Origin of the sequence: Neobacillus vireti, assembly GCF_036962345.1 — a bacterium.
Taxonomy (GTDB): Bacteria; Bacillota; Bacilli; order Bacillales; family Cytobacillaceae; genus Neobacillus; species Neobacillus vireti_A.
The window spans coordinates 220,947-246,076 of record NZ_JBALNB010000009.1 but is presented as its reverse complement, the minus strand read 5'-3'; the positions used below and the strand labels follow the sequence as shown (position 1 = coordinate 246,076).

The following is a 25,130-nucleotide window of genomic DNA, read 5'->3' as shown; positions in this document are numbered from 1 at the left end:
AACGACATGAGTATCCGCGGAAAATCGGCAATTGTTGGATTTGGGGAAACAGAATTTTTGAAAGATAGCGGGAAAACCATTTTTGAGTTGGCTAGTGAGGCTTCTATTTCAGCAATAAAAGATGCCAATCTGTCCATTTCCGATATTGATGGAATTATTACATTAAGCCCATTATCAACAGCCGCCCGTTTAAATAATACTTTAGCAAATTATTTAGGAATAAAACCGACATATAGTGATGAAGTTTCTGTATACGGTGCTTCAGGAGGATATGCTTTAAAACAAGCTGCTGAAGCGGTGGCAAGCGGTGCAGCTAGAAATGTTCTTGTCGTTGGCGCAGATCAGAACTTTTTGAAGCATTTTTCGACAGAACCTCATGATTTAATGGAAAATTATAATGCTCTATTTTATGGAGGCGGGGCAACGTCAAATTATGCCATGGTCACAAATTTATATGAACATTTATATGGGGATACCCAATGGCAACGGGCAAAAATTGCGGTTCAACAACGATATAATGCAAACCACACTGATAATGCATTATTTGGGCACAAAGAATTGACCATTGAGGGAGTTCTTCAATCTCCAGTTATTAGTTCGCCTCTACGTCTATTTGAAATTGTTTCACCTTGTGATGGTGCCATTGCTTTCATTGTCAGCAGAGGGGAAGAGGCAAAATCGATTACAAACACACCCGTCTATATAGATGGTGCAGGGTTTTATAGTACCCACTTCTTATTATCAGATGCAGATTTGTTAAAGAATGGCGTAGTGACACCAATTAAGAAAGCTTCATCCATTGCCTTTGAAATGGCCGGCGTGTCAACTGACAACATTGGTATATGCGGGTTTTATGATTGTTACACCATTGCTGTCCTTTTAACCATTGAAGATATGGGCTTTTGTAAAAAAGGCGAAGGTGCCCGTTTTGTCGAGGAGCATGATTTAACTTTTAAAGGGAATTTTCCTGTTAACACAAGCGGTGGACAGTTATCAGCCGGACAGCCTGGAGATGCCGGGGGAATGGTGAATGTTGTTGAAGTGGTTCGTCAGTTAATGGGGAAAGCAGGAGTTCGGCAGGTTCAAGATTTGGAATTTGGAGTGACCAATACAAATGGCGGACTATTTTCCAATGAATGTACACTCGTCTTAAGGAGGGGATAAGCGTGAGTATGAAATATATCAACAAAGAAACAAAGGAATTTTATGAGGGTCTCGAACGATCTGAATTGCTTATTCAAAAATGTGATAGCTGTGGGGAGTATGTATTTTATCCAAGAGCGTTCTGTCCGAAAGATTTAGGGAATCTATCATTTGTAAACGCATCTGGCAAGGCAAAAATATTGACTTATTCTGTTGTCATGATGGATGGGATGCCGAGATTCAAAGACCTGGTACCATATGTGGCCGCTATCGTCGAACTAGCGGAAGGGCCGCTAATGAATACAAGAATAGAAATAGAAAATCCTCAAGATGTTTTTATTGGTCAAGAGGTAGAAGTTTTTTATAAAGAGCAAGAAGGGAAAAGGATTCCATTATTTAGGCCTGTAGAAAATGTTAAATGAAGTGGCTGATGGAATTTTTCAGATGGTCCTCCCCTTACCTTATAGCTTAAAATCTGTCAATTCCTATCTAATTCAAGGGGAGAAGGGCTTTACTGTTATTGATACAGGAGATACGAAAGAATCCATCTATGTATGGGAGAAGTTTCTACAATCAGGTGCGGCTATCGAAAAGGTAGTGTTGACTCATACGCATCCTGATCATTGTGGACTGGCCGGTTGGTTTCAGGGAAAGTGCAATGTTCCAATCACGGTTTCTAACCATAGTTTTGAAGAGTTAAACCGTATGAAGCATAGATATATAGAAGATAGTCCACTTCAATCGATTCTAAACCAACATAGTGGACCAAAATTACCCAAAAGTATTGATATTCACTCTTCTCCATATGATTTCATACCAAGTGACTTTTATGAAGATGGTGAAAAGATCAAGCTGGGAAATTCCTGGTTTGAAGCAATCTGGACGCCAGGACATTCGCGAGATCAATTCTGTTTCTATAATCGTGAGCTACAAATTATGATTGTGAGTGATCATGTTTTGGCTGCTGTCACACCAATGATTGAGCTTAGAGGAGAAGAAGGAGAAAATCCGTTAAAAGACTATTTTACCTCCCTTGACAAGATGAATATCTATCCGGTAAAACTAGCCTTAACAGGACATGGCCAATTAATTACTAATTTACCAACTAGAATCGATGATATTAAATCAAGGCACCAACGTCGACTCGGCCAAATCTTGGATATTTTGACAAAAGAGAGCATGTCAGCGGCTCAGATTTTTGAGCATATGTATGAAAATCGCAACAAAGGTTTCCTATTTGAACAGTTTATGGCGATCATTACGAGATTAATTTATTTAGAGACAATTGGCCAATTAATAAAAGAGGTTCATGATGGGAAGATTTATTATCGTGCTGTTTAGGATAACGCCAATAAGTAGAGATATCCTTTCAAATAATTAAAATAGAAATGACTAATAAAGGCTTACACTTTGGTGTAAGCCTTTATCATGCTAAGATTTACGTCCGATTCCTTTGGAAGTTTACTTAAGTAAAGCTTAAATACTTTTGCCATAAATCGGGGAGAATATTTCAAATCTTCGTAAACCCACAAACTGATGACGCCTAATAACGTGGATGCAAGATAGTTGGAATAAATTTCGATATCATAGTCAAATCGGCCATTCAATTCCTCGCATAAAAAATCTACTAATCCCTGATAGATTTTATGATAAAATCCAGGGACTTGATTATTTTTACCGATTACTTCTAGTAGTTTTGAGTTTTCATATATATATGTAAAAAAATTGATTAAAGGGCTGTTGTAACCGATGGATTGGTCATCGTTTACCTTACGAATCGATTTAATCATTTCTTCAACGAAATCCATTACCGTTTCCAAAAATAGATCATCTTTACTTTTGTAATGAGAATAAAAGGTGGACCGGTTATAATGTGCATGCTCCAAGATCCCGTTTACTTTTATTTCACTATATTTATAGTCATCCATTAATTGGATAAGTGAATTCGAAAGAGATTTTTGTGTGCGGAGAATTCTAGGGTCTTTTTCTTTTCGACCTTTTGTTTTTATATGTTTAAATGGAAAGTTCCCGATAATTAAATCATGTGGTCTTTGATAAACAATGGCTAAAAACTGGCTAATTAAATATTCAGGTGATTGTTTCAAACCTTGATTAATCCAAAATGTAATAATGCCCATAGATGCAGCAGCTGAATAAACATAATAAATTTTATCAAGGTCGGAGTCCTTATTAGGATTTTCAATGGGATTAAGTAACATTTCTTGTAAATAATTTTGATAGTTTAAAAATATTTTGGCACGAAAACCGATAATATGCTTGTCTTCGATTACCGTTTTAAAAAATGTATAATTTTCCTTCACATAAATCAGTAAGTTATAGAGTGATAAGTGCTCATATGTGTTATTAAGACCTTGTTTACTTATTGAATATGTAGGTTTTTTGAGTATTTTAAACATATCTTGGAGTTTTGTATCGATTGTATCATGCAATAGCTCATCTTTACTGGAATAATTTTGATAAAAAGTTCCTCGATTATATCCAGCGACATGACATATTTGTGATACAGTGATTGAGGGATATTCTGTTTGTGCCATGATTTTTAAAAGTGCATTCATTAGGTCAATTTGAGATTTTAACATTTCTTTAGACATTAAATGCAACTCCTATTATTTAGAATGAAAATTTCAAAAATTATAACAATTAATAATATAACACATATTGATAGCGTTTACAATGGGTTCGATGATTTGTATCATTCTTTACCTTTTTGTTATAACATCCATTCTTTTCTAATACATTCTATTCCACCTTGTTTATTAATCAACTTTAGGAGAAAAAGTGATGATTGATAGCTGTCTGAATATTCAATACTATTAAATCAAGAAGATAGTTAAGCGCTTACAAGTCCTGGCTGCTATTTTCAAACTAAATTTATTTCATTTGTAGCCTTATTTGATGCGGACTATAAGCGAAATAAGGTTCCGAATTGAACAAAGGAAGGGGAATGTTATGAAAACGAAGGCTACAGAGATGTTGGGAATGGAACTACCGATTTTTGCGTTTAGTCATTGCAGAGATGTTGTTGCGGAGGTTTCAAAAGCTGGCGGCTTTGGTGTCCTTGGTGGATCTAGCTTCACACCAGAACAGTTGGAACAAGAGTTAAGATGGATTGATGAACATTCTGGTGGAAGACCTTACGGCGTAGATCTTGTTATGCCTACAACATATGAAAAGAATGTGTTTAAAAAGGATATTAAACTGGAAGATATTTTGCCAAAAGAGCAGGTAGGTTTTGCAAATAAGCTACTTGATCAAGCAAATATCCCTGAATTGCCAGAGGATGTAAGAGAAGAAGTTCGAAAAGAAATTCTTGGTATGATGAGTATGGAACCAGCAGTAATCGAACAATTATTAGAAGTAACATATAGTCACCCTCAAGTAAAGTTAATCGTTAGTGCTCTTGGGGCACCTGCTAAACACCATGTCGAGCGTGCACATTCTCTTGGCATTAAAGTGGGGGCGTTGGCAGGTAGTCTCAAACATGCCTTGAAAAGTAGAGAAGCAGGAGTGGATCTAATTGTTGCCCAGGGCTATGAAGCTGGGGGGCATACCGGACAAATTACCTCTATGATTTTATGGCCAGAACTCGCGGAAGCTCTAGATGTCCCAGTATTGGCTGCAGGAGGGGTTGGCCGTGGAAATCAAATGGCTGCGGCACTCGCGATGGGGGCTGCAGGAGTGTGGTGTGGCTCGATTTGGCTGGGAACTAGGGAAAGTGAAACAACACCAGAGGAGAAGGAGATTATGTTCAAAGCAAGTTCAGCGGATACTGTTCAGTCAAAACATATGACAGGAAAACCAGTTCGGATGATTCGGAACAGTGTTACAGATGCCTGGGCAGCACCAGATGCACCAAAGACAATTGGGGCTCCACGACAAGTGCTCCTCTGGAGAGAACCTCAAATTCGGATTGAAAGGGCAAAAGCGAAGGAACTATTGACACCAATTGTCGGACAGGTTGTCGGAATGATGAAGAAAGAGAAAACGGTGAAACGTGTAATCGAAGAAATGTTGGAAGAGTTCATTGAGGCGGTCGAACGTTTAAATACAGTAGTACCCAGCGAAATAAAGTAGTTTGCCGGGAAGCTAGGGGCCGATTCCCTTGCTTCCTTCTATTTACAAGAAACAGGGGGACGGTTCTTATGTTTACTTTTTTTAATGGAAAGCAAGCCGAAAAAGGAGGATAATCTGGTGGAAGGTACAACGGAGGGCTATCGTTATGATATTTCTATTTCTGAAAAAAAACGGCTAGTCCTTATTTTATGCATTTTATTATTGTTTTCTGTAATGAATGCTACGATGTTTATGGTATCTATTCCTGATATTTCAGAATCCTTCGGAATCCGGCCATCTAAAGTTAGTTGGGTGGTAACGTCTTATATAATATTTTATGCAATTGGGTCCATGTTGTATGGAAATTTAAGTGATATTTACTCAATACGAACTTTATTAATTATAGGTAATAGTTTGTTTGTAATAGGTTCACTGCTAGGTTTTTTTGCGTCAGAATTCTATTTGATTGTGCTGGCAAGAATCATTCAAGCCTGTGGAGCATCTTCATTTCCGGCCATTGTTTTTACCATTCCTGCGCGCTTATTTCCTAAGGAAAAAGGGAGAATGTTAGGTTTATTCTCTTCTACACTGGCATTCGGGTCTGGGTTAGGTCCCGTTTTGGGCGGCGTAATTGCAGGGTTTTTAAATTGGCAATTTATCTTTTTATTTTCTTCGTTTGCAGCATGTACACTTCCACTATTGGTATTTCTGCTTCCTAAAGAAAAAAAGAAAGCTGGACGTGTTGATTTTATTGGGGCTATTATTTTAGCTGTATCAATCGTTGCATTTATCTTGTTTAACACCTCGTTTAATTGGAATCTCCTAATGATTAGTCTTGTCTTTATTGTATTGTTTGTTTGGTGGATAAAGAGAAGGACAGCACCATTCATTAATCCCGCCATGTTTAAAAACAGGCAGTTCACGGCAGCTATTATTTCAGGTTTCCTATGTTCGTTTATTATGTTCGGGAATATGTTCGCTCTCCCGCAAATGCTTCGAGATGTTAATCATTTAGATACGATTCAAATTGGTGTCGTTTTATTTCCTGGTGCAATGGCAAGTGCATTAATTGGGGGACTCGCTGGCAGGTCTACAGATCACTTTGGCCCGAAACGTATTACCTTTATTGGTTTATCATTGATTATCGTAGGCACCATGTTTTTGTCCTCATTTATTGGATTGTCACCCATTGTAATAAGTAGTGTTTTTATCTTTTGCTTGATTGCTTTTCCGTTTATTCAAACTTCAATGACAAGTATCATATCTAATGAAATTCAAGGAGAGCACTTGGGGACCGGCATGGGAATCTATAATCTTACTAATTTTATTGCGGGTGCTTTTAGTGGCTCCATTATCGGTAAATTTTTAGACTATCAACATGCTGAGATTTTATTTAACCCTTTTGCACAAAGTAGCGTATCTGGGAATGTATATAGCAATCTTTTCTTTTTGATGGCATTAATTACGATAATGAATGGGATTTTCTTTTTCGTTATGCATTTTTTGAATAACAAGGGCATTAATGTAAAGCGTGAATCTGAGAATACTATCTTAAAGTAATATTAAGTACGTTATTAATTTCCCTTTGCTTGTTACTATTTATTCTAAGGTCTTTCAAAACAAAAAACACCGGTGTTTGCAAGTAAATGAATTTTAAGTCAGGAGTGCAGCCGGCCACAGGTCGACTGCTTTCTTTTTGTTGTAAATGGTTAGATCTACAAATTGTACCGCATCTCATAATTTCTTTTTATAAATTGAATTCAAGGCACTAGTGTTGTTATAGAGGAAAGCACTTCCTTTTGCTTTAAACGTTCGAATAAATCAATTTAAAAAGGAGTTATTATTATGCGTGGATTTGCAATGCTTGGAAAAGGCCAAACGGGAATCATTGAAAAGCCAGATCCCATTATTATGAACCCAACCGATGCAATCATCAAGGTAACAGCAGTTGCTCCCTGTACTTCTGGCGTGCATCTAGTCGAACACGGCAGCTTTCAGAGCATGTTTGGAAACTTCATCGGTCATGAAGCAGTGGGAATCGTACAGGAAGTCTGCAGCGCCGTAAAAGACTTTAAGCCAGGCGACCGGGTAGCAAACCAGACTCAAGTCCATACTGGGACAGTATGAAGGCACAAACTGTATTGAATTTATCCTATTGGTAAACGCGTTGGCAGCAAGCGGTCCATTTCATGGCAATTGCCGGAAAAACATGGCAGAGGTGGTACATTTTATTGGCTGTAATCATCATACTCCTTTTTGTTATTATATCCTTTCTTTTCATATACTTTCTAATTCAAGTTGTCTATTAATAAACTTTAGTAGAAAAAGTGATGATTGAAGGTTATCTGAAAATTCAATAAGATAATATCAAGAAAATAGTTAAGCGTTTACAATTGTCAACTGCTATTTTCATATTAAAACACAGTTATGTGTCTACCTTATTCCGTTATTATGTTAGTTTAATCAGAATAAGGTTGAAGATTTAACAATTGAAAGGAGAATCTTATGAGAACAAAAGCTACAGAAATGCTAGGAATGGAATTACCGATTTTTGCATTCAGTCATTGCCGCGATGTTGTTGCGGAAGTTTCAAAAGCAGGGGGCTTTGGTGTACTTGGTGGAACTGGTTTTTCACCAGAATTGTTGGAACAAGAATTAAGGTGGATTGATGAACATACTGGTGGAAAGCCGTACGGTGTAGACCTTCTTATGCCTGCCACATATGAAAAGAATGTTATTAGAAAGGACATTAAACTGGAAGATATACTGCCAAAAGAGCAAGTTGACTTTGCTAATAAGCTTCTTGAACAAGCAAATATACCAGAACTTCCAGATGATGTAAAAGGTGAAGTTCGACAAAGAATTCTTGGTATGGTACAGATGGAACCGGAAGTTATCGCAGAATTATTGGAAGTCACCTATCGTCACCCACAAGTAAAGTTGATTGTAAGTGCATTAGGAGCACCTGCAAAGCATCACATCGAGCGTGCACATTCGCTTGGAATTAAAGTGGGGGCGTTGGCGGGAAGTCTCAAACATGCCTTAAAAAGTAGAGAAGCAGGAGTGGATATGATCGTTGCTCAAGGCTATGAAGCAGGAGGACATACCGGCCAAATAACTTCCATGGTTTTATGGCCAGAACTAGCTGAAGCACTAGATATCCCGGTATTGGCAGCAGGTGGGGTTGGGCGTGGGAATCAAATGGCAGCTGCACTTGCAATGGGGGCTGCCGGTGTATGGTGTGGATCAATTTGGCTGGGAACGAGGGAAAGTGAAGCGACACCAGAGGAGAAGGAAATTATGTTTCGAGCAAGTGCAAGTGACACTGTCCAATCCAAACATATGTCAGGAAAGCCAGTTCGTATGATTCGTAATAGTATTACCGATGCCTGGGCAGATCCTGACGCGCCAAAAACGCTTGGGGCACCAAGGCAGATGATGCTTTGGAGAGAACCAAACATTCGAATCGAGCGGGCAAAAGCGAAGGAACTGATGACACCAATCGTTGGACAGGTTGTCGGAATGATGACAAAAGAGAAAACCGTGAAGCGTGTTATTGAAGAAATGCTGGAAGAATTTATTGAAGCAGTTGACCGATTAAATACAGTCGTACCAAGCGAAATAAAGTAGATTGCTAGGAAGCAAGGGACAGATTCCTTTGCTTCCTTCCATATTAAAAGAGACAGGAGGAATATTTCTTGAATATTTTTGTGGTTATGAAAAGAACGTTTGATACCGAAGAAAAAATTGTGATAAAAGATGGCAAGGTAAGTGAGGATGGGGCAGAATTCATTATTAATCCTTATGATGAATATGCGATTGAAGAAGCCATTAAATTGCGTGAAGAGCATGGTGGTGAAGTAACCGTTGTGACAATCGGTGAGGACGAGGCTGAAAAACAACTGCGAACGGCACTTGCTATGGGGGCAGATAAAGCTGTTCTCATTAATAATGAAGATGTAGTAGCGGGAGATCCATTCACTACAGCCACTATATTAGCAGCATTTTTAAAAGAAAAAGATCCTGATATCGTCTTGGCAGGAAATGTAACCGTTGATGGCAGTACCGGTCAGGTCGGCCCAAGACTTGCAGAAGAACTAGGCATGGATGTAGTTACTGCCATTACTAAGCTTGTCGTTGATGGTGAGAATGCAACAATTGAACGGGATGCAGAAGGTGATTTGGAAGTGATTGAAGCAAAACTTCCTTTGGTTGTCACGTGTCAGCAAGGACTAAACGAGCCTCGTTATCCTTCCTTACCTGGAATCATGAAAGCTAAGAAAAAGCCACTGGAGATCTTGGAATTGGATGATTTAGATATAGATGAGGAGGAAGTTGAGGCAAAATTAAAGACAATTGATATATTTCTACCGCCGGTTAAAGGGGCTGGGAAAATTCTTGAAGGCGACATCGAACGGCAAGCAAAAGAACTTATTTCTCTATTAAAATCTGAAGCAAAGGTCATTTAAAGGGGGCTGAACAACGTGGGAAAAAAAGTGTTGGTATTAGGTGAAGTTCGTCAAGGTGAACTTAGAAATGTTTCTTTTGAAGCCATTGCAGCGGCCAAGCAAATTTCAGATGGAGGAGAAGTGGTGGGATTATTGCTTGGCAATGTATCACAAAGCCTTGCCGACTCCATGATTCATTATGGTGCAGACCGTGTCATAATCGCACACCACAGCAATTTAGAATCCTACACATCTGATGCTTACTCACAGGCGGTTATGCAAGTGATTGAGAATGAAAATCCGAAGGGAATTATATTAGGCCATACATCAATAGGTAAAGATATTTCACCACGAATTGCCGCGAAACTAAAATCTGGACTTATTTCAGACACTACAAGTTTTGAAATGATTGGAGAACAGGTTGTTTTTACTCGTCCCATCTATTCCGGGAAAGCTTTTGAAAAGAAAATGATTACGGATGGATTGATAATGGCCACCATTCGGCCAAATAATATTTCATCCCTGCAAAAGAATGAAACACGTTCTGGTGAAGTGATCACCATGGATGTTGATATAAAGGATTTACGAACTATTGTTAAGGATGTTGTCCGTAAAGCGACAACTGGGGTTGATCTTTCAGAAGCAAAAATTGTTGTTGCTGGAGGCCGTGGGGTTAAGAGTAAAGATGGTTTTAAGCCACTACAAGAGCTCGCAGACTTGTTGGGTGGGGCCTTGGGTGCCTCACGCGGTGCTTGTGACGCTGAATACTGTGATTACTCCATTCAAATCGGTCAAACAGGTAAAGTTGTTACACCAGATTTATACATTGCCTGTGGTATATCAGGGGCAATCCAGCATGTAGCCGGGATGTCCAATTCAAAGGTGATTGTTGCGATTAACAAGGATCCTGAAGCAAATATTTTCAGCATTGCTGATTATGGAATCGTTGGAGACTTATATGAAGTGATTCCATTATTAATAGAAGAATTTAAGAGTGTGGCTGTTTACTAGCTGTCAAAAGTCAATCTTTTTTCAGGTTTATGAATTCAATTCCCATGCAATCAAGAAAATTTGTAGGGTTGATGTTTTATATCATAAAATACCTCCTAGTCAATGATGGCTAGGAGGTTAAATTTTTTCATAGGTGCTGGAGTGACGCAACCTGAGTATTACTGTAAATACCAGGTTACAATTATATTAATTGCGTGATTGACTCAATGTAAGATGAATGAGATGAGAGTGAACTCAGCGAACCTAATTAAAATTCCTCATAAACCGCAGGATCCTGATTAGCAATCCTTCCATCAGGGGTGCTTAAGGCTGAAATCATAGCCATTTCTGCTTCATTCAGTGAGAAGTCAAAAATGGAAATGTTCTCTAATTGGCGGACTGGTGATGCTGATTTAGGAATTGAAATCGCTCCAAGCTGATAGTGCCAACGTAAAACGATTTGTGGAATCGTTTTGTTATGATGGACAGCAATTGTTTGTAGTGTATCAATTTCTAAGTCTTTGAATCCGCGAGTGAAAGGGCTCCAAGATTCTGTCGTAATATTTTTCTCTTCATGATATTTTCTTTGTTCAGCCTGGTTAAAGAATGGATGTAACTCAATTTGATTTATGCTTGGTTTGACGCCGGTTTCTTTTTCCAAACGATCCAGGTGTTCAGGTAAGAAATTACAAACCCCGATTGAACGAATGAGTCCCCATTTTTTAGCGTCAATTAAAGCCTGCCAAGCTTCTACATATTTATCCTGGTTAGGGTTCGGCCAGTGTATGAGGTATAAATCATAGTAATCTTGGTTAGCTCGGTATAGAGATTCTTGAATGGTTGCTACCGCTTTGTCGTATTCCTGATAGCGACCTGGAAGTTTGGAGGTAATGAGTAATTCATGTCTTGGTACAGAACTGCGGCGAACAGCTTCCCCAACCGTTCCTTCGTTTTCGTAATTATAAGCTGAGTCAATAAGGCGATAGCCATTATTGATCGCACTTACGATGGCATTTACTCCATCCTTTCCTTTAAGGGGGTATGTACCAAAACCAATCACGGGCAAAGTTAATCCATCATTTAAGGTAATCTCTGGAATACTAATTTCCATAAACTAACACTCCTCTCCTTTAATATCTAAAGGTTAACACAACTCTGTATCGTTTTCATTAAGGGGATTTGGAAAAAAGGCGACGTCCACTAGACTTGTCAAATGGGATGTTCGGACAGCATGCATTAAGAGTTCTAAACTAGGATGTTAGCGATTTTTAGTCCTAGTTTTTATGATAAAATATAACTAATCAAAAAATGTATACCAATAAAATGCTAATAACGGATTCTAGTAAAAGAGTATGAATAAGTATACATATATTTTTTTGAATATTATAAATTCTAATTTAACTCTAGGAGGGGAGCTCTTTTGTCATTAAGCCATGAGATTGTCCAAGCTATCCGTCTAAGACAGAAACGAGGATTACCAGAGGAAATTCGTGGAAAGGTGATTCTCCATATTTGTGATACGATTGGCATTTCCTTAGCTGCTTATAAAGGAGCACCGATCGCTTTACAATCTATCGCGGGTCTATCTATAGGTGTAAAAGGTGGGACAGGCCGAGTAATAGGAAGTGAGCGGCGATTACCTCCCGCTTATGCAGCATTCGCGAACACAGCTCTAGCACATGCCTTAGACTATGATGATATCAATGATTGGGCTAGAATTCATCCAACTCCTGTTACATTAGCGGCCGCATTAGCAGCTGCTGACGCTTGTGATACAAGGAGTACGGACCTTATTACAGCTGTTGGACTAGGAAACGAGTTATTGTGCCGGCTAGGTTATGCAATTGAGCCCAAGGGCACGGGTGCGGATTCCAAATGGTTTTTAAGTCAACTATTTGGTTATTTAGGTGCCGCAATCACAACAGGACTTGTACTGGGGTTAAATGATAAGGAGTTAGAACATGCGCTAGGGCTGGCCTATATGCAAGCTGCTGGCGGTAAAGAGCCGGGAGTGGGAACTGGTTCCCAAGCAAGATCCATTTATCCAGCCTTTTCATCCATGGGTGGTGTTCAAGCAGCTTTTTTAGCGCGAGAAGGGGTTACTGCTCCTGCAAGTTGTTTGGATGGTAAAACAGGTCTTTTTCTCAATTATTTTGGAATAAATTTAAACGAAAAACAACGAAGTGTCTTATTAGACACTGAAACATGGGCTTTTTCCGATACATCTATTAAACTTTTTCCTAGTTGCCGTTACTCACATTCATTTATTAAATCAGCCTTTGTTCTTCGAAACCATTTTGGGCTTAATGAAATTGACCAAATTGTGATAGGTGTTAATGATACAGCAGGTATGTTATGTCAGCCACTCGTGGAACGTTGTCATCCTAAAACATTACAAGATGCTAAATTTAGTATTCCTTTTATGGTTGCCTTTGCCTTTGTTCACGGGAGCGTTCACTTGAATAATCTGACGGAGGTAGCCCTTGCGGATACTCAGGTTCTAGAACTTGCTAATCGTATAAAAATAGAGAAAACCCAATCAAATACACCAGGAATTCCTTTAGGTGATATTACCGTCGTAACCGCCCATGAAACTAAACGACTGATAGAACGGATTCTTCCTGAAACACCTGTTGATGAAGTTAAAAAGAAATTTTTCGATTGTTGTCAGTATGCAGGAGTAGCTGCTCCTGAAATGCTTTGGGAGGGGTTAAGAAATAATCTAGATTTTGAGGTGTTCAAAAGGCTACCTATAATTTTTTCATTAGAACCTAAAGGTTCAATTCAATAACTGTTTTTTATTGGTATAAGTCCAATAACGTGTAAAATTTCCGCATTTCCCCTATACTAAACGAGAACATTGGATTAGGAGGGAAAGATTATGCAAATTGAAATGTGGACGGATTTTGCTTGACCATTTTGCTATATTGGCAAGAAGCGTCTGGAGGACGCTCTTAAACAGATTGACCACCCCATTGAAGTGACGTATCGAAGCTATGAATTGGATCCGACAATGGGACGGGATGTAAAAGAAACGATGTACGAAATGCTAGCCAAGAAATATGGCATGAGTATTGCGCAGGCGAAGGCAAATACTGACAGAGTAGTACAAATGGCGAAGGAAGTTGGATTGGATTATCACATGGATACTCTCATCCAAACGAACACCTTTGATGCACACCGTTTAACGTTGTATGCAAAAACTCAGGGAAAAATGAAAGAGATGACAGAGCGAATTCTCCGTGCCTATTTTACCGAATCCAAACATATTGGCGATCACGAAACCTTAACGGATCTTGCAGTAGAAGTAGGATTGAACAGGGAAGATGTAGCTAACATGCTTGCAAGCGGGGGAATGGCAGATGCGGTTCGTTCCGATGAACAGACGGCAAAACAATATGGGGTTACAGGTGTGCCATTCTTCTTGATTAATAAAAAATATGCCCTTACCGGTGCCCAGCCAACGGAGACGTTTGTTCAGGCGTTGAATAAGGTCATTGCAGAAAATAAAATCACTGTACTAAACAGCCAAGACGGAGTTATCTGCGATGACGATGGCTGTGAAATTCCTGAAAAGTAACATACAAAAAGGGATGGTGACCAAGCCATCCCTTCTCAGGCTGTCGAGAAAGTCTCGACAGCCTTTATTTTTTATAACTTAACAGAGCGTTTTTTATGTAGGTGGCTCTTACGATTAGTCCTCAATCCCCCGGATTAAGGACAAAACCATCTAGTGGCCCGTGAAGATTAGTCCTCACTCCCTTGGATTGAGGACAAAACCATCTAATGGCTCGTGAAGATTAGTCCTCACTCCCCAGGATTAAGGACAAAACCATCTAGTGGCTCGTGAAGATTAGTCCTCACTCCCCAGGATTAAGGACAAAACCATCTAGTGGCTCGTGAAGATTAGTCCTCAATCTCCTGTATTGAGGACAAAACCATCTAGTGGCTCGTGAAGATTAGTCCTCAATCCCCCGGATTAAGGACAAAATCATCTAGTGGCTCGTGAAGATTAGTCCTTAATCCCCCGGATTAAGGACAAAATCATCTAGTGGCCCGTGAAGATTAGTCCTTAATCCCCCGGATTAAGGACAAAACCAGCTCGCAACTCATGTGGATTAGACTCAATCACCTGGATAAAGAACAAATCCATCTTGCGCAACATATGATTAGTCCTCAATCCAAGAAATTTCGACATAAAAAAGGGACGGCCATCAAGCCGTCCCTTTTAATTCCTTAATAAGATGGAAAATGAGCATCATGGATGTTTCCTGGCTCTTGTCTTTCACTTAGTTCTGCCAGTGCTGCCATTAATACTTTCATTTGTGTTGTTTTATCATGAGGCTTTCCTAGCGAATGTCCGAATTCGAATCCCACAGGATGGATAGCCCGTGGCGGCCTCATCAAGCTTGATTGTTCAACATCCAACGTAATTAATACTGTTGGAATTCCCTGTGATTCAATGCCGCGCTGCACTGTAACTACAGTGCGATGACAGAGAGGTCAGCCGGCAGTTAAAAGAACAGCGTCTGCTTTGGAACGAACCACTTCTTTTACCAGCGCAGGGATTGTTTCTTTATTAATAATATTTAATCGCATGGAATAACCCATCATGGTCATATGTTTCTCAGCCACCCCGCCAAGATCCCCATCCTCTACCATTTCCCGCAGGCGGTCGATAGGGAAGACGCAGTTAATATCTTCTTTCGGAGCATCCGTATTATAATGCTCCTTCGGGGCTGCGTGGGTTACCGTTAAATTCTTTGAATCAACATCTCCTGGAATAATTCGGAAGGTAGTATCTCCTACGGAAGGATCGGTGTGAAATGCTTCCTGATCCTTTAGATGAACACCAGAAGTAGAAACAATCATGATCGTCATTTCATGTAATGGTTTGGTGCTAGGTGTATATGGGATAGCTTTTCTTGAGAGTTCCATACACAATCTCCTTATATTCTACTAACAATATTCGACTTTATAGTTTTCGTAAAACATCAAATAACTCTTCGTTATCAGGCTGCTTATCAAGTGGATGAACATCAATCCACTGAACAATTCCTTCTTTATCAATGATAAAGAGAGCACGCTCTGAGGCTCCATATGCCGGTTCGCCTTTGTTTGTGCGAAGAACGCCATATTTCTCTGAAACTTCTCCATGCGGATAGAAATCAGAACAAAGCGGATAGGATATTCCGCCAATAGATTTAGCCCATGCATCATGACTGTGTACGCTGTCTACTGAAATACCCAGGACCTGGGTATCAAAATCTTCAAAACGAGGAAGATCATCCTCGTATGAAGGCATTTGCGCGCCTCAAACTGGGGTCCAATCTAAAGGGTAAAAACAAAGAAATACATTTTTGGATCCGCGGAATTCGCTCAACGTAACTCTGCGTCCGCCATGTGCATCCACAGTGAAATCCGGTGCCGGATCACCAACTTTTAAGGTGCTTGTTTCAGTAGCTCCTTGTGGCATGTTATTAACTCCTTTCTAGTGTAAAATTCACGAACACTGCTTATTATTCCCAAGCCCAATTTGAATTAACCTTCTTTATTTAACGGGAAATCGTAATAATATATTAATTTTGCGCTAAAACTTGGTATATACGCTCTAGTGCTTTATTCAAATATCGGTAGTAGGTTGATAGGGATAGATTAATTTTCTTGGCAACCAGTTCATGGGGACGAATTCCTTGAATAAAAGCATATTTTAATATTTTCCCAAAGGTAGCATCCATATCGTCACCACCGATTAGCTGGTTAACGCCATCAATTATATCTTTTTGAATATATTCCCCTAAGTTATCAGTGGATAAATCCAACGTGACACGACGGGGAAACAAACGAATATAGTGCTCGCACAGTTCAGGATTCACAGGGAATTTTGAAAATCCTTTCATTAGCGTTTTAAGTTCATTTATATCAAAGGTTGAAGGAGCCTCGGTCAACGTTTCGCCAATAGAATTACTTGATAGAAGTCTATCTAGTTTTGTTAGGTAGTCTTCCTTCGTAAGATCTAGGATAAATCCGCGGAATTCTGTTCCGGATTGTGTTTTGCTTTGAGACCATGGAGCAGCTTCGAATCCGCATAACTCTAAAACAGGAAACCACTCTTTTAAACAAGTAAAATCAAAAAGCCATTCTGAAAATGAAAAATGATTGATGAGAGTATTAATAATATAGGTTTGTGTTTTTGCCGCAAGCTCAGGCTCAAGACCAACAAAACATATCAAATAAGCATTAGGAACCGGTTTCCATCCATTCAAAAAGGGGTGAAGGACTGGGTCAGTTTCTAACACTTTCAGCATATCGGCATGGAGCGGAATCTTTCCAAAAAAAGCAACGAGTTCATCTTCTTGCCAAATCGTAATAAAAGAGGAAGGATCAACCTCCCAAATCGGTCGAATTAAACGCACCATAAGAATATCCCCAGAAGCTTCGGGTAATACGAAATGATGGTAGCCCAGGTACAAGGATTCAATTTTGGGAAGATCAATTTCTTGGCATCCACGCACTTCAACATTGTCTAAATGAGCGGTGAAACAAATATTCCGAACAAGAGGATTTTCATGTAAGCTCATTTTATCTAAGTGCAGTTTCTGCCTTATAAGCGGATTAGTGCGTTCCTCCAACCGAATTTGTTTTAGCGCTTTTCTTCTCATTTGCTCATAGGTTTGAGGTTTCCGAAGCATCATATCTTCAAGTGCCCATGATCTTACCGCATCATGAAGCATCCATCCGTCTTCTTTCAAAATAATAAAAGGCATTTTAATAAGACTTCTAAAGGATTCATGGTCTATTTCGTCATTCAATATCGCAGCAAGCCTCTCTTCATTAAATCTCCAAAACACCGATGCTGCCTCGAGTAATCGCCGAACGGGAGCCTCCAGTCCATCGACCAGTTCTTCCATTAGTACTGAAATAAGCTGGTTCTGTTCCACGCGAGCGAGAGGTTTATATTGATTTCCTTTCAACATCATTTCGGCCACAAGGGTCATGGCTAGAGGAATGCCCCGAGAAAAATGGAATAACTGTGATTTGGTCTCGCTGCTTGCAATACCTCGTTTTCGAGCATATTGGTCCACATCCGTTGGTGTCAAAGAGGCCAGTGACAAGGTATGAATGAAGCTTGCCCACCCCGAACGCAGCCAGCCGCCGGTGAGCGGGTGCCTTCCAGCAGTAATAATTCGTACGGTTTCGTCAAACTGACCCAGCCAGTGAGGAAGCCATTCCTCAACGGAGCGCCAATTTTCAAAAGTATCAAGTATTAGGACAATATGACACCCTGTATGATTCGATTTGCGAATCATTCTGTTCACAATCTCCCCTTGATCATGTTCAATCATGTCTATTTCGCCCGCATTCCTGAGCTGAATGGCCAATTGAACTAGAACATCTTCTTTCGTCCTTATGGTTTTACTGCCATCTAAAAAGTAAAAACCGCCATCCTCTAATTCAGCCATAAATTGCTGAAGAAGTGTTGATTTTCCAATACCGCTTTGTCCATAAATATGCAACCACTGGCAGTCTGAATGTCCAGCAGCATGTTCTTGCACTAATTCTAGTTCCTTTTCCCGTCCTACAAAAAAGTTTCGTTCTGTATTATAAAGTTTTGACTGGATTTGCATTCGTATACCCCCTTACAAATACTTACATATTCTATATGTAATCTCACATACCCTTCTTTGAGAGTGGAATGATATTGCTTGTGAGAGTGTTTGTTGATTATAGTTGATTGAAGAAAAGCCAATGCGCATTGACAGTAAGATAACGATATCAAGAGGGTGGTGTTTGAGATGAACAAGGTCCTTTCAAAACAAATAAAACTGGCCCTAGAAGACGTTTTTCCCAGCTACATTATGGTTGTTTCAAAGGATGGGATTCCAACCAATACTTCTTTATCTCAGGTATGCTATGTAGATGAACGACATATTGCTTTACCTGTTCAGACTTTTATGAAAGCAAGCACCAATTTTCAAGAGATTCCCAATATTGTTGCTGAAGTGGTAGACCCCATAACATTAAGGAATTGGAATCTCAAGTTAAAATACTTGAACACAGTCGAACAAGGACCGATATTTGAAAAAATGGCAGTCAAGTTGGCAAAGATCTTTTCTATCGTGGGAATGGAGGATCTCTTCCGCTTGCAAGGAGCAGAAATTTATGAAGTGGTTGGCGTGAGTGAACAGTAGGGGGTTAGTTTAAAGGTGAAAAGATAATTTGTCTAGAGTGAAAGGGGAAGATTATACTTGAGAAGATATTTGTCGATGCTGGGAAATTACTTACTTTATTTAGCGGTTATCATTTTAGTTATCTTTCTCTATAATTCTTTCATTAATCCAGTCTTAGGCTGGGGGCAATTTGGAGAAGGAAAGAACATTTCCATTCAGTTGTTCATGGTACTTGCTGCGACAATCGGTCTTTCGGCGATTGTTTATAATATTAAATACCGGATATTGAAACAGACACCGAAAAGTTTTTGGAAACTTAGCGGCTTTTCGAAGATTAGCCTAAGCTGTGCCGTTCACATGGTCACAATCGGCCTCGCGTTCACTTTCTTAAATGCTGCTGTTATGAAGCTGTTACTATCCTACAACATCACTACGTTAAATGATTTTACGGAAAGTTATTTTCAGTCTGTTTCGTTTGCTTACTTAATGGTTTCTTCCGTTATTACCACGGCACTCGAACTGATTGTATTTATCGGTATTATGTTTAACGAAGCAAGAAAAAATGTCCCCGTTTTCTGGCCAATTCTCGTCATCTCCTTGATTATTGCGGTGTTACAGTCGGCAGGCGGTATTGGGATGCAACTTCTTGGGTTGGCACTAGGATTCGTTTATGGCTCCATCTATGTACGCACTTCATCCATATGGTCCGTTATCCTGATTGGAATTGTGTTTAACACCAGTCTGTTCGGCATGAAAAAAATCGGCTGGGTGGACGCAATGGAAAATATGTCAGAATTCACCCTGATAGTGATTGCTTCTTTCATGGGATTGTATCTTCTTTTTAGTACACTTTGGTATTTTAGAAAACCAAACCCGAGTAGAAACATTTCGATTTAGTACAATACTTTTTAGGTACCGTAGGGACGGTTCTTATGGTCTTTTTAATTCATTAGTTAAAACAAAAAAAAACCGACAGAACCGTCCCCATGGCCCCGCCTAGTCCAATATTTCCTTCTTCTTTATATATTGATAGATATTACTTGCTAACTGGATATTGAATAATTGTTGGTTATCGGTAAAGTCGATCAAGAGAATTTCCTCGATTCGCTTTAGGCGGTAGTTTAAGGTGTTGATATGAATATGCAAAGAATCTGCTGTTTTCTTGATATTTTGATTCTGTTCAAAATATGCTGTAAGCGTGCTTACTAGGTCGCCTTTTCGGGATTGCTCGTATTGAATAAGGGGGCCTAATACTTCTTCGATAAAATCAATTAATTCTTCCTCTGAATTTTTCAAAATAAATCTATGAACACCAAGATCTGTATAACAAAGGATATGGTGTTCGAAATGATAGTTTTTAAGAAACTTTATACATTTTATCGCTTCCTTAAATGACTCATGAGCAGAAAGCAGTCCGGGCTTCATTCTTCCAATGCCAATGGACAAATCAAACTCTCCATATTTAATTTGAATCCAATCTTGTAAAACCTTTGCCAGTTTTTTAATTTCGGTAGCGATGCTGGATGAAGGTAATTTTGAGTGATAGGAAAGCAGCGCGACAATTTGATTTTCATTCATTACCGCCATACCTTGTAAATTTCTTTCTATGAATAACTTATTGGTCATATGGAGTATATTTATGAGAGCGCTATCAGGAATCTTTTTCACTTTTGCTCGATCATCAAAATTAATAATAAAAGCAACATAGTTTCGGTTGGGATCGAAATTTAAATTTTTGGCCTTTAAAATTAATGCTTCGTCCATCTGTCCAGTAAAGAGTTTGGTGACGAATTCTCCTCTCAATCGTTGCTGTGTTTCGATAATGGCCTGTTCCTTAACAAGCTCCAGGGAGATAATCGTACAGGCATGTTCAAGAGCAGAGATGTCCAATTCACTCATTTGTTGTTTCGATAGGATCATCAAAACTCCTAGAGACTTCAGTTTAGAGCCAAGGAGTAATACGACTAATTGAAAATTTTCGTTTTCTAAGGTTATTTCTGAAACCGTTCGTGAATTTTCGAGTGAAGGAATAATTTGCTTCGCGTATTGCTTAAAATAATCAGTCATATCCTCTGTAAAGGACGAGTGGCAGGCTGAGCCCATTAGTTCTCCTATATCATCGAAGAGAAAAATATGCTGCCCAATCTTCTGATGAATATAATACATAATCGATTGAATTCCTTCTCCATTTACAACGAGGTCGGCTAAGTTTCTATGTGTTTCAATGGACCGGGAAAGCTTGCGCACCGTTTTTTCCTTTTCACGGTAAAGGCTGGATTTTTCAAGGGCAATGGCAGCTTGATGGCCGATGGCTTCTAATAAATGAATATCCTCTTGCTGGAAATGTAAAGATTGTTCAAAAGAATCTAAAGTAATGACTCCAATACATTCACCCTTAAGTAAAATTGGCGAAGAAATGACAGAAGTAAAATGAATGTTGTTTCGTATCGATCGATCCAATAAATCTCTATTTATGGGTGTTAATGTAGTTAAGGCTTGTTTTATTTCTACTTCGTTCCTAAAAACAAGACATTTTTTTTGCGCAAATGTCATACCGGTCATGGACTCACCGGGAAGTAGTTTAATGGATTTAAATATATGTGGATAAAATAGCCCTTGGGCTGATTGCGCAATTAATCGGTTTTGCTTTTTGTCAAATACCCAAATGGACCCTCCACCGCAAGCATCTACGGCAGAAACTGCCTCATCTAGGATTGAATCAAAAATGGTATCAATATCTAAAGAAGAATTAATGACGTTTGAAACATGAATTAATGACCTTAATTGTCGATGTGTTAATGTATCTTCCATCATTCATCATCCTCACTTTTAGTCGTAACCGCTTCCATTTCTATGTAAATTTGTGTAAAACACACAAATTTCCCTTAAATAATTTCGGAGAAATGAACATAGAATTATATATTCTAATAGTTATAATTATAAGAAAGTTGGGAAAATATTGAAAGGGGTATTTCGTACTTGTTTTACTATCATTCTTCAATATTTTTAAATATGTCGATTTAAGACAGAGTTGCAGGCAGATGAAGTTTTTTGTAAGTAAATGTCGGAATATTAAGAAAAGGGAAGGTGGAGACAATGAATTTTGATTTAACGAAAGAACAAGAGATGATCCGTAAGTTAATTCGGGAATTTGCTGAAGCAGAGGTTGCTCCTGGAGCAGATGAGAGAGATCGTACAGGGGAATTCCCTTTGGAAGCTTTTTCGAAACTATCAGAGTTAGGGATTATGGGGCTTCCATTTCCTGAACAATATGGCGGGTCTGATGCCGATACGACCAGTTTTGCTATCGTCGTTGAAGAGCTAAGCCGTGTTTGCGCATCTTCAGGGATTACCTATTCTGCTCATATCTCATTAGGCGGGGCACCACTTCATTTGTTTGGTACTGATGAACAAAAGGAAAAATACTTAACTCCAATTTGTACGGGAGAGTCATTTGGGGCATTTGGTTTAACTGAGCCAAATGCAGGATCCGATGCAGGCGGTACTCAAACAACAGCTGTTCTAGATGGGGATGTATGGGTCCTAAATGGATCAAAATGCTTTATTACAAATGCAAGTTACGCCAAACACGTAGCGGTTACAGCCATAACGGACCGCACAAAAGGAATAAATGGAATCAGTGCATTTATTGTTCCAACGGATGCACCTGGATTTACGGTTATTAGCAACTATGAAAAGATGGGTCTTCATGCCTCCAATACAACTGAATTAATCTTAGAAAATGTAAGGGTTCCCAAAGAAAATCTACTTGGTACAGAGGGAAATGGCTACAAGCAATTTCTAGCTACTCTTGATGGAGGAAGAATTGGAATTGGAGCAATGGCTGTTGGGATTGCACAAGGTGCATTCGAAAAATCCCTTCAGTATGCAAAGGAAAGAAAGCAGTTTGGAAAAAGCTTGTCAAACTTCCAGGCAATCCAATTTAAGTTAGCTGATATGGCTATGAATATTGAACTAGCACGAAATATGGTTTACAAAGCTGCCTGGTTAAAGGACCAAGGCCGTCCATTTAAAAAAGAAGCAGCATACGCAAAATTATTTGCTTCTGAAATGTGTATGCGGACATGTGACCAAGCCGTTCAAATTCACGGCGGATATGGATACATGAAGGAATACCAAGTAGAAAGATTTTTCCGTGATGCTAAGCTTTTGGAAATTGGCGAAGGAACATCTGAAGTTCAACGAATGGTCATTGCGAAACAACTTGGTTGTTAACTAGTTTACTAGAATAGATAAAAAACGTAAAAGGAGCTGTAACATGGATTTAAGTGGAATTTTAAAAGTCGTTTCTGATAGCAAACTCGTTTATCCAAGTGAAGAAAAAGTACGCTCTACCTCTATAGGCAGTACGGAAGCATTTCAACAACTTTTGAAACAATCCCAGGAAGATCCAGCATCCTTTTGGGCAAATACAGCCCAAGAACTTAAATGGTATGAACCGTGGAATAAAACCCTTAGTGGAGAGCTCCCTGATTTTCGTTTTTTTACCGGGGGCATTAGTAACCCAAGCGTCAATTTGCTTGACCGTCACGTAGAGAATGGGGCAGGAAACCGGACAGCTCTCATTTGGGAGGGTGAAAACGGCGATTCGAAATTTTACACATACAATATGCTTTTGGCAGAAGTGAATCGATTTGCGAATGTTCTTAGGTCATTTGGAGTGAAAAAGGGTGATGGTGTCGCGATCTTTCTTCCAAACCTTGCCGAAGCATTTATTGCGGTTTTAGCTTGTTTTCGTGTTGGTGCTGTTTACAACACTATTTTCTCCGGTTATTCCGAAAAATCATTAACAGACCGTCTCATTAACTTTGAACCAAAAGTTGTGGTAACAGCGGATGCTACCATTCGCAGAGGGAAGGTCATTCATTTAAAAGAAAAAGTTAATCATGTAGCACCAACGATTCCTTCAGTAGAAGCTGTCATTGTTGTTAACCGTTTAGGTATAGAGGTAGAAATGACAGAAGGCCGCGACTACTGGTGGCATGAGCTGACAAAGAAGGCAAGTATCATTTGTGAACCTGAAAGACTGGAAGCAAATGAGAGTGGGATTGTCTTTTATACGAGTGGTACAACCGGAAAACCGAAAGGCGTAGTGCATTCCGGAATGGCTTTTGTCATTCAAAATTACATCTATGCTAAGTACCATATGGATCACCGTGATGATGATGTTTTCTGGTGTACAGCAGATATCGGCTGGTTAACTATGCATATTTGGGGGATTGCCGGTGCCCTGGCGAATGGTGTAACAACGGTTGTGTTTGAAGGAGCCATTGATTATCCAACAAAAGACCGTTTTTATCAAATCATTGAAAAATACCGCGTGAATAAGTTATTCACGGCCCCGACTGCCTTACGAATGTTAAAAAGTATGGGAGATAAACCACTTAAACAATATGATCTATCTTGCCTAGATGTCATTTCACTTGTCGGAGAGCCTTTCGATCCGGAAACATGGCATTGGACATATGAAGTATTAGGGAATAAAAACGTCTATATCAATAATACATGGGGTCAGACGGAAACAGCGGGTTCTCCTATAGCTGGAGCAGCATGGCTTACACCAATGAAACCGGGTTCTGCCGGTAATCCATTTTTAGGTGCTGTTTTTAGTGTTGTGGATGCGGAGGGGAATGCAGTGAAACCTCTTCAGTTAGGGAATTTAGTTATTAATAAACCGTTTCCTATGCTGTGCCGAACGCTTTGGAAAGAACCGGAGCGATATTACGCCTCCTATTATAGCCAAGTGGCAGGCAGTTATTATGCCAGTGATCTTGCACTATTCGATGAAGATGGATTCTTATGGGTAGTTGGACGTTCTGATGATGCCTTTAATGTTGCGGGACATCGGTTAAGTACCATGGAGATGGAAAGTGCAGTCCTTGAAGTTGCGGGAGTATCTGAATGTGCCATTATTGGGATTCCTGATGAAATAAAAGGAGAAGTACCGTTGGTGTTTGTCCGCCTGGCTGATGGGTATGAAGGAACTCCAGAGTTAGAAGAGAAAATAAATACGAATATCGTACAACAAATTGGTAAGATTGCTCAGCCAAAAACGATAATCTTTGCAGATATGCTGCCGAAAACAGTCAGCGGCAAAATTATGCGCCGTTTGTTAAAAGAAATCGTTGTAACAGGTAGTGTTGCCGGTGATATAACCGGTCTGGAAGATCCGTCAACTGTGGTCCAGATTAAAGAGAAGGTTTTTGAAAATAAAACAGTTAAATAATGTATCATTGAGCCAGTCATACGCTCATATCATTAATCTGCATGACTGGTTCCACCA

22 protein-coding genes are annotated in these 25,130 nt (G+C 39.4%); 15 read left to right on the top strand and 7 right to left on the bottom strand.

The window, feature by feature from the left end; genetic code table 11:
* Positions 1-6 precede the first annotated feature (6 nt).
* From V7108_RS11875 to V7108_RS11865, 3 genes are read left to right on the top strand one after another with little or no spacing between them, the layout of a single operon-like run.
* Positions 7-1,164 carry a thiolase family protein gene (locus V7108_RS11875; protein ID WP_335568346.1) on the top strand — a complete coding sequence of 386 codons (1,158 nt, stop codon included), beginning with the start codon at positions 7-9 and terminating at the stop codon, positions 1,162-1,164.
* Positions 1,165-1,172: 8 nt separating this feature from the next.
* Positions 1,173-1,565, top strand: coding sequence for a Zn-ribbon domain-containing OB-fold protein (locus tag V7108_RS11870; RefSeq protein WP_335568389.1), 393 nt, complete (start codon positions 1,173-1,175; stop codon positions 1,563-1,565).
* A complete protein-coding gene (locus V7108_RS11865) occupies positions 1,555-2,484 on the top strand; it encodes an MBL fold metallo-hydrolase (protein ID WP_335568345.1) in 930 nt (309 codons plus the stop codon). The genes V7108_RS11870 and V7108_RS11865 overlap by 11 nt, the downstream gene beginning before the upstream one ends.
* A 62-nt stretch (positions 2,485-2,546) precedes the next feature.
* Here the strand turns inward: V7108_RS11865 and V7108_RS11860 are convergent, their stop codons facing one another.
* Complete coding sequence (locus tag V7108_RS11860) at positions 2,547-3,755, bottom strand: TetR/AcrR family transcriptional regulator C-terminal domain-containing protein (RefSeq protein WP_335568344.1); 1,209 nt, start codon at positions 3,753-3,755, stop codon at positions 2,547-2,549.
* A gap of 358 nt (positions 3,756-4,113) precedes the next feature.
* Between V7108_RS11860 and V7108_RS11855 the strand changes: the two genes are divergently transcribed.
* From V7108_RS11855 to V7108_RS11830, 6 genes are all read left to right on the top strand, one after another.
* Positions 4,114-5,238 carry an NAD(P)H-dependent flavin oxidoreductase gene (locus V7108_RS11855; protein WP_335568343.1) on the top strand — a complete coding sequence of 375 codons (1,125 nt, stop codon included), beginning with the start codon at positions 4,114-4,116 and terminating at the stop codon, positions 5,236-5,238.
* Positions 5,239-5,355: 117 nt separating this feature from the next.
* Positions 5,356-6,777: an MFS transporter gene (locus V7108_RS11850; RefSeq protein ID WP_335568342.1), complete on the top strand. Its 1,422-nt coding sequence runs from the start codon at positions 5,356-5,358 to the stop codon at positions 6,775-6,777.
* Positions 6,778-7,062: 285 nt separating this feature from the next.
* On the top strand, positions 7,063-7,344 hold the full coding sequence (locus V7108_RS11845) for an alcohol dehydrogenase catalytic domain-containing protein (protein WP_335568341.1): 282 nt from the start codon (positions 7,063-7,065) through the stop codon (positions 7,342-7,344).
* A 378-nt stretch (positions 7,345-7,722) separates the two neighbouring features.
* Positions 7,723-8,847: an NAD(P)H-dependent flavin oxidoreductase gene (locus V7108_RS11840; RefSeq protein ID WP_335568340.1), complete on the top strand. Its 1,125-nt coding sequence runs from the start codon at positions 7,723-7,725 to the stop codon at positions 8,845-8,847.
* A 68-nt stretch (positions 8,848-8,915) separates the two neighbouring features.
* On the top strand, positions 8,916-9,686 hold the full coding sequence (locus V7108_RS11835) for an electron transfer flavoprotein subunit beta/FixA family protein (protein WP_335568339.1): 771 nt from the start codon (positions 8,916-8,918) through the stop codon (positions 9,684-9,686).
* 15 nt (positions 9,687-9,701) lie between these two features.
* Positions 9,702-10,676 (top strand): electron transfer flavoprotein subunit alpha/FixB family protein, encoded by a 975-nt coding sequence (locus tag V7108_RS11830; RefSeq protein ID WP_335568338.1) that lies wholly within the window; start codon positions 9,702-9,704, stop codon positions 10,674-10,676.
* A 247-nt stretch (positions 10,677-10,923) separates the two neighbouring features.
* On the opposite strand, the gene V7108_RS11825 is transcribed toward V7108_RS11830, so the two are convergent.
* Positions 10,924-11,766, bottom strand: a complete 843-nt coding sequence (locus V7108_RS11825) for an aldo/keto reductase (RefSeq protein ID WP_335568337.1) — start codon at positions 11,764-11,766, stop codon at positions 10,924-10,926.
* A gap of 309 nt (positions 11,767-12,075) precedes the next feature.
* Between V7108_RS11825 and V7108_RS11820 the strand changes: the two genes are divergently transcribed.
* Both V7108_RS11820 and V7108_RS11815 read left to right on the top strand, forming a co-directional pair.
* On the top strand, positions 12,076-13,446 hold the full coding sequence (locus V7108_RS11820) for an MmgE/PrpD family protein (RefSeq protein ID WP_335568336.1): 1,371 nt from the start codon (positions 12,076-12,078) through the stop codon (positions 13,444-13,446).
* Between the two features lie 135 nt (positions 13,447-13,581).
* Positions 13,582-14,235: a DsbA family oxidoreductase gene (locus V7108_RS11815; protein ID WP_335519237.1), complete on the top strand. Its 654-nt coding sequence runs from the start codon at positions 13,582-13,584 to the stop codon at positions 14,233-14,235.
* 656 nt (positions 14,236-14,891) lie between these two features.
* Here V7108_RS11815 and V7108_RS11810 read toward each other — a convergent pair.
* The 4 genes from V7108_RS11810 to V7108_RS11795 form a co-directional block, all read right to left on the bottom strand.
* Positions 14,892-15,131, bottom strand: coding sequence for a hypothetical protein (locus V7108_RS11810; RefSeq protein WP_335518083.1), 240 nt, complete (start codon positions 15,129-15,131; stop codon positions 14,892-14,894).
* 27 nt (positions 15,132-15,158) lie between these two features.
* Positions 15,159-15,593 (bottom strand): glycine/sarcosine/betaine reductase selenoprotein B family protein, encoded by a 435-nt coding sequence (locus V7108_RS11805; protein ID WP_335518086.1) that lies wholly within the window; start codon positions 15,591-15,593, stop codon positions 15,159-15,161.
* A 37-nt stretch (positions 15,594-15,630) separates the two neighbouring features.
* Positions 15,631-16,131, bottom strand: a complete 501-nt coding sequence (locus V7108_RS11800) for a redoxin domain-containing protein (RefSeq protein ID WP_335568335.1) — start codon at positions 16,129-16,131, stop codon at positions 15,631-15,633.
* A 103-nt stretch (positions 16,132-16,234) separates the two neighbouring features.
* Positions 16,235-18,283 carry an ATP-binding protein gene (locus V7108_RS11795; RefSeq protein WP_335568334.1) on the bottom strand — a complete coding sequence of 683 codons (2,049 nt, stop codon included), beginning with the start codon at positions 18,281-18,283 and terminating at the stop codon, positions 16,235-16,237.
* 168 nt (positions 18,284-18,451) lie between these two features.
* Between V7108_RS11795 and V7108_RS11790 the strand changes: the two genes are divergently transcribed.
* Positions 18,452-18,847, top strand: coding sequence for a hypothetical protein (locus tag V7108_RS11790; protein WP_335518095.1), 396 nt, complete (start codon positions 18,452-18,454; stop codon positions 18,845-18,847).
* Positions 18,848-18,904: 57 nt separating this feature from the next.
* Positions 18,905-19,723 carry a CPBP family intramembrane glutamic endopeptidase gene (locus V7108_RS11785; protein ID WP_335568333.1) on the top strand — a complete coding sequence of 273 codons (819 nt, stop codon included), beginning with the start codon at positions 18,905-18,907 and terminating at the stop codon, positions 19,721-19,723.
* Between the two features lie 99 nt (positions 19,724-19,822).
* On the opposite strand, the gene V7108_RS11780 is transcribed toward V7108_RS11785, so the two are convergent.
* Positions 19,823-21,640 carry a helix-turn-helix domain-containing protein gene (locus tag V7108_RS11780; protein ID WP_335518103.1) on the bottom strand — a complete coding sequence of 606 codons (1,818 nt, stop codon included), beginning with the start codon at positions 21,638-21,640 and terminating at the stop codon, positions 19,823-19,825.
* 282 nt (positions 21,641-21,922) lie between these two features.
* Here V7108_RS11780 and V7108_RS11775 point away from each other — a divergent pair, with 282 nt between their 5' ends.
* Both V7108_RS11775 and V7108_RS11770 read left to right on the top strand, forming a co-directional pair.
* Positions 21,923-23,062, top strand: coding sequence for an acyl-CoA dehydrogenase (locus tag V7108_RS11775; RefSeq protein ID WP_335518107.1), 1,140 nt, complete (start codon positions 21,923-21,925; stop codon positions 23,060-23,062).
* 43 nt (positions 23,063-23,105) lie between these two features.
* Positions 23,106-25,073 (top strand): acetate--CoA ligase, encoded by a 1,968-nt coding sequence (locus V7108_RS11770; RefSeq protein ID WP_335518110.1) that lies wholly within the window; start codon positions 23,106-23,108, stop codon positions 25,071-25,073.
* The last annotated feature ends 57 nt before the right edge of the window (positions 25,074-25,130 follow it).

Coding starts and splice junctions, on each gene's coding strand:
- V7108_RS11780 (WP_335518103.1), bottom strand. CDS start 21,640: ATGATGGAAGATACATTAACACATCGACAATTAAGGTCATTAATTCAT.
- V7108_RS11805 (WP_335518086.1), bottom strand. CDS start 15,593: ATGGAACTCTCAAGAAAAGCTATCCCATATACACCTAGCACCAAACCA.
- V7108_RS11855 (WP_335568343.1), top strand. CDS start 4,114: ATGAAAACGAAGGCTACAGAGATGTTGGGAATGGAACTACCGATTTTT.
- V7108_RS11825 (WP_335568337.1), bottom strand. CDS start 11,766: ATGGAAATTAGTATTCCAGAGATTACCTTAAATGATGGATTAACTTTG.
- V7108_RS11875 (WP_335568346.1), top strand. CDS start 7: ATGAGTATCCGCGGAAAATCGGCAATTGTTGGATTTGGGGAAACAGAA.
- V7108_RS11770 (WP_335518110.1), top strand. CDS start 23,106: ATGGATTTAAGTGGAATTTTAAAAGTCGTTTCTGATAGCAAACTCGTT.
- V7108_RS11790 (WP_335518095.1), top strand. CDS start 18,452: ATGAACAAGGTCCTTTCAAAACAAATAAAACTGGCCCTAGAAGACGTT.
- V7108_RS11795 (WP_335568334.1), bottom strand. CDS start 18,283: ATGCAAATCCAGTCAAAACTTTATAATACAGAACGAAACTTTTTTGTA.
- V7108_RS11840 (WP_335568340.1), top strand. CDS start 7,723: ATGAGAACAAAAGCTACAGAAATGCTAGGAATGGAATTACCGATTTTT.
- V7108_RS11870 (WP_335568389.1), top strand. CDS start 1,173: ATGAAATATATCAACAAAGAAACAAAGGAATTTTATGAGGGTCTCGAA.
- V7108_RS11860 (WP_335568344.1), bottom strand. CDS start 3,755: ATGTCTAAAGAAATGTTAAAATCTCAAATTGACCTAATGAATGCACTT.
- V7108_RS11845 (WP_335568341.1), top strand. CDS start 7,063: ATGCGTGGATTTGCAATGCTTGGAAAAGGCCAAACGGGAATCATTGAA.
- V7108_RS11865 (WP_335568345.1), top strand. CDS start 1,555: ATGTTAAATGAAGTGGCTGATGGAATTTTTCAGATGGTCCTCCCCTTA.
- V7108_RS11775 (WP_335518107.1), top strand. CDS start 21,923: ATGAATTTTGATTTAACGAAAGAACAAGAGATGATCCGTAAGTTAATT.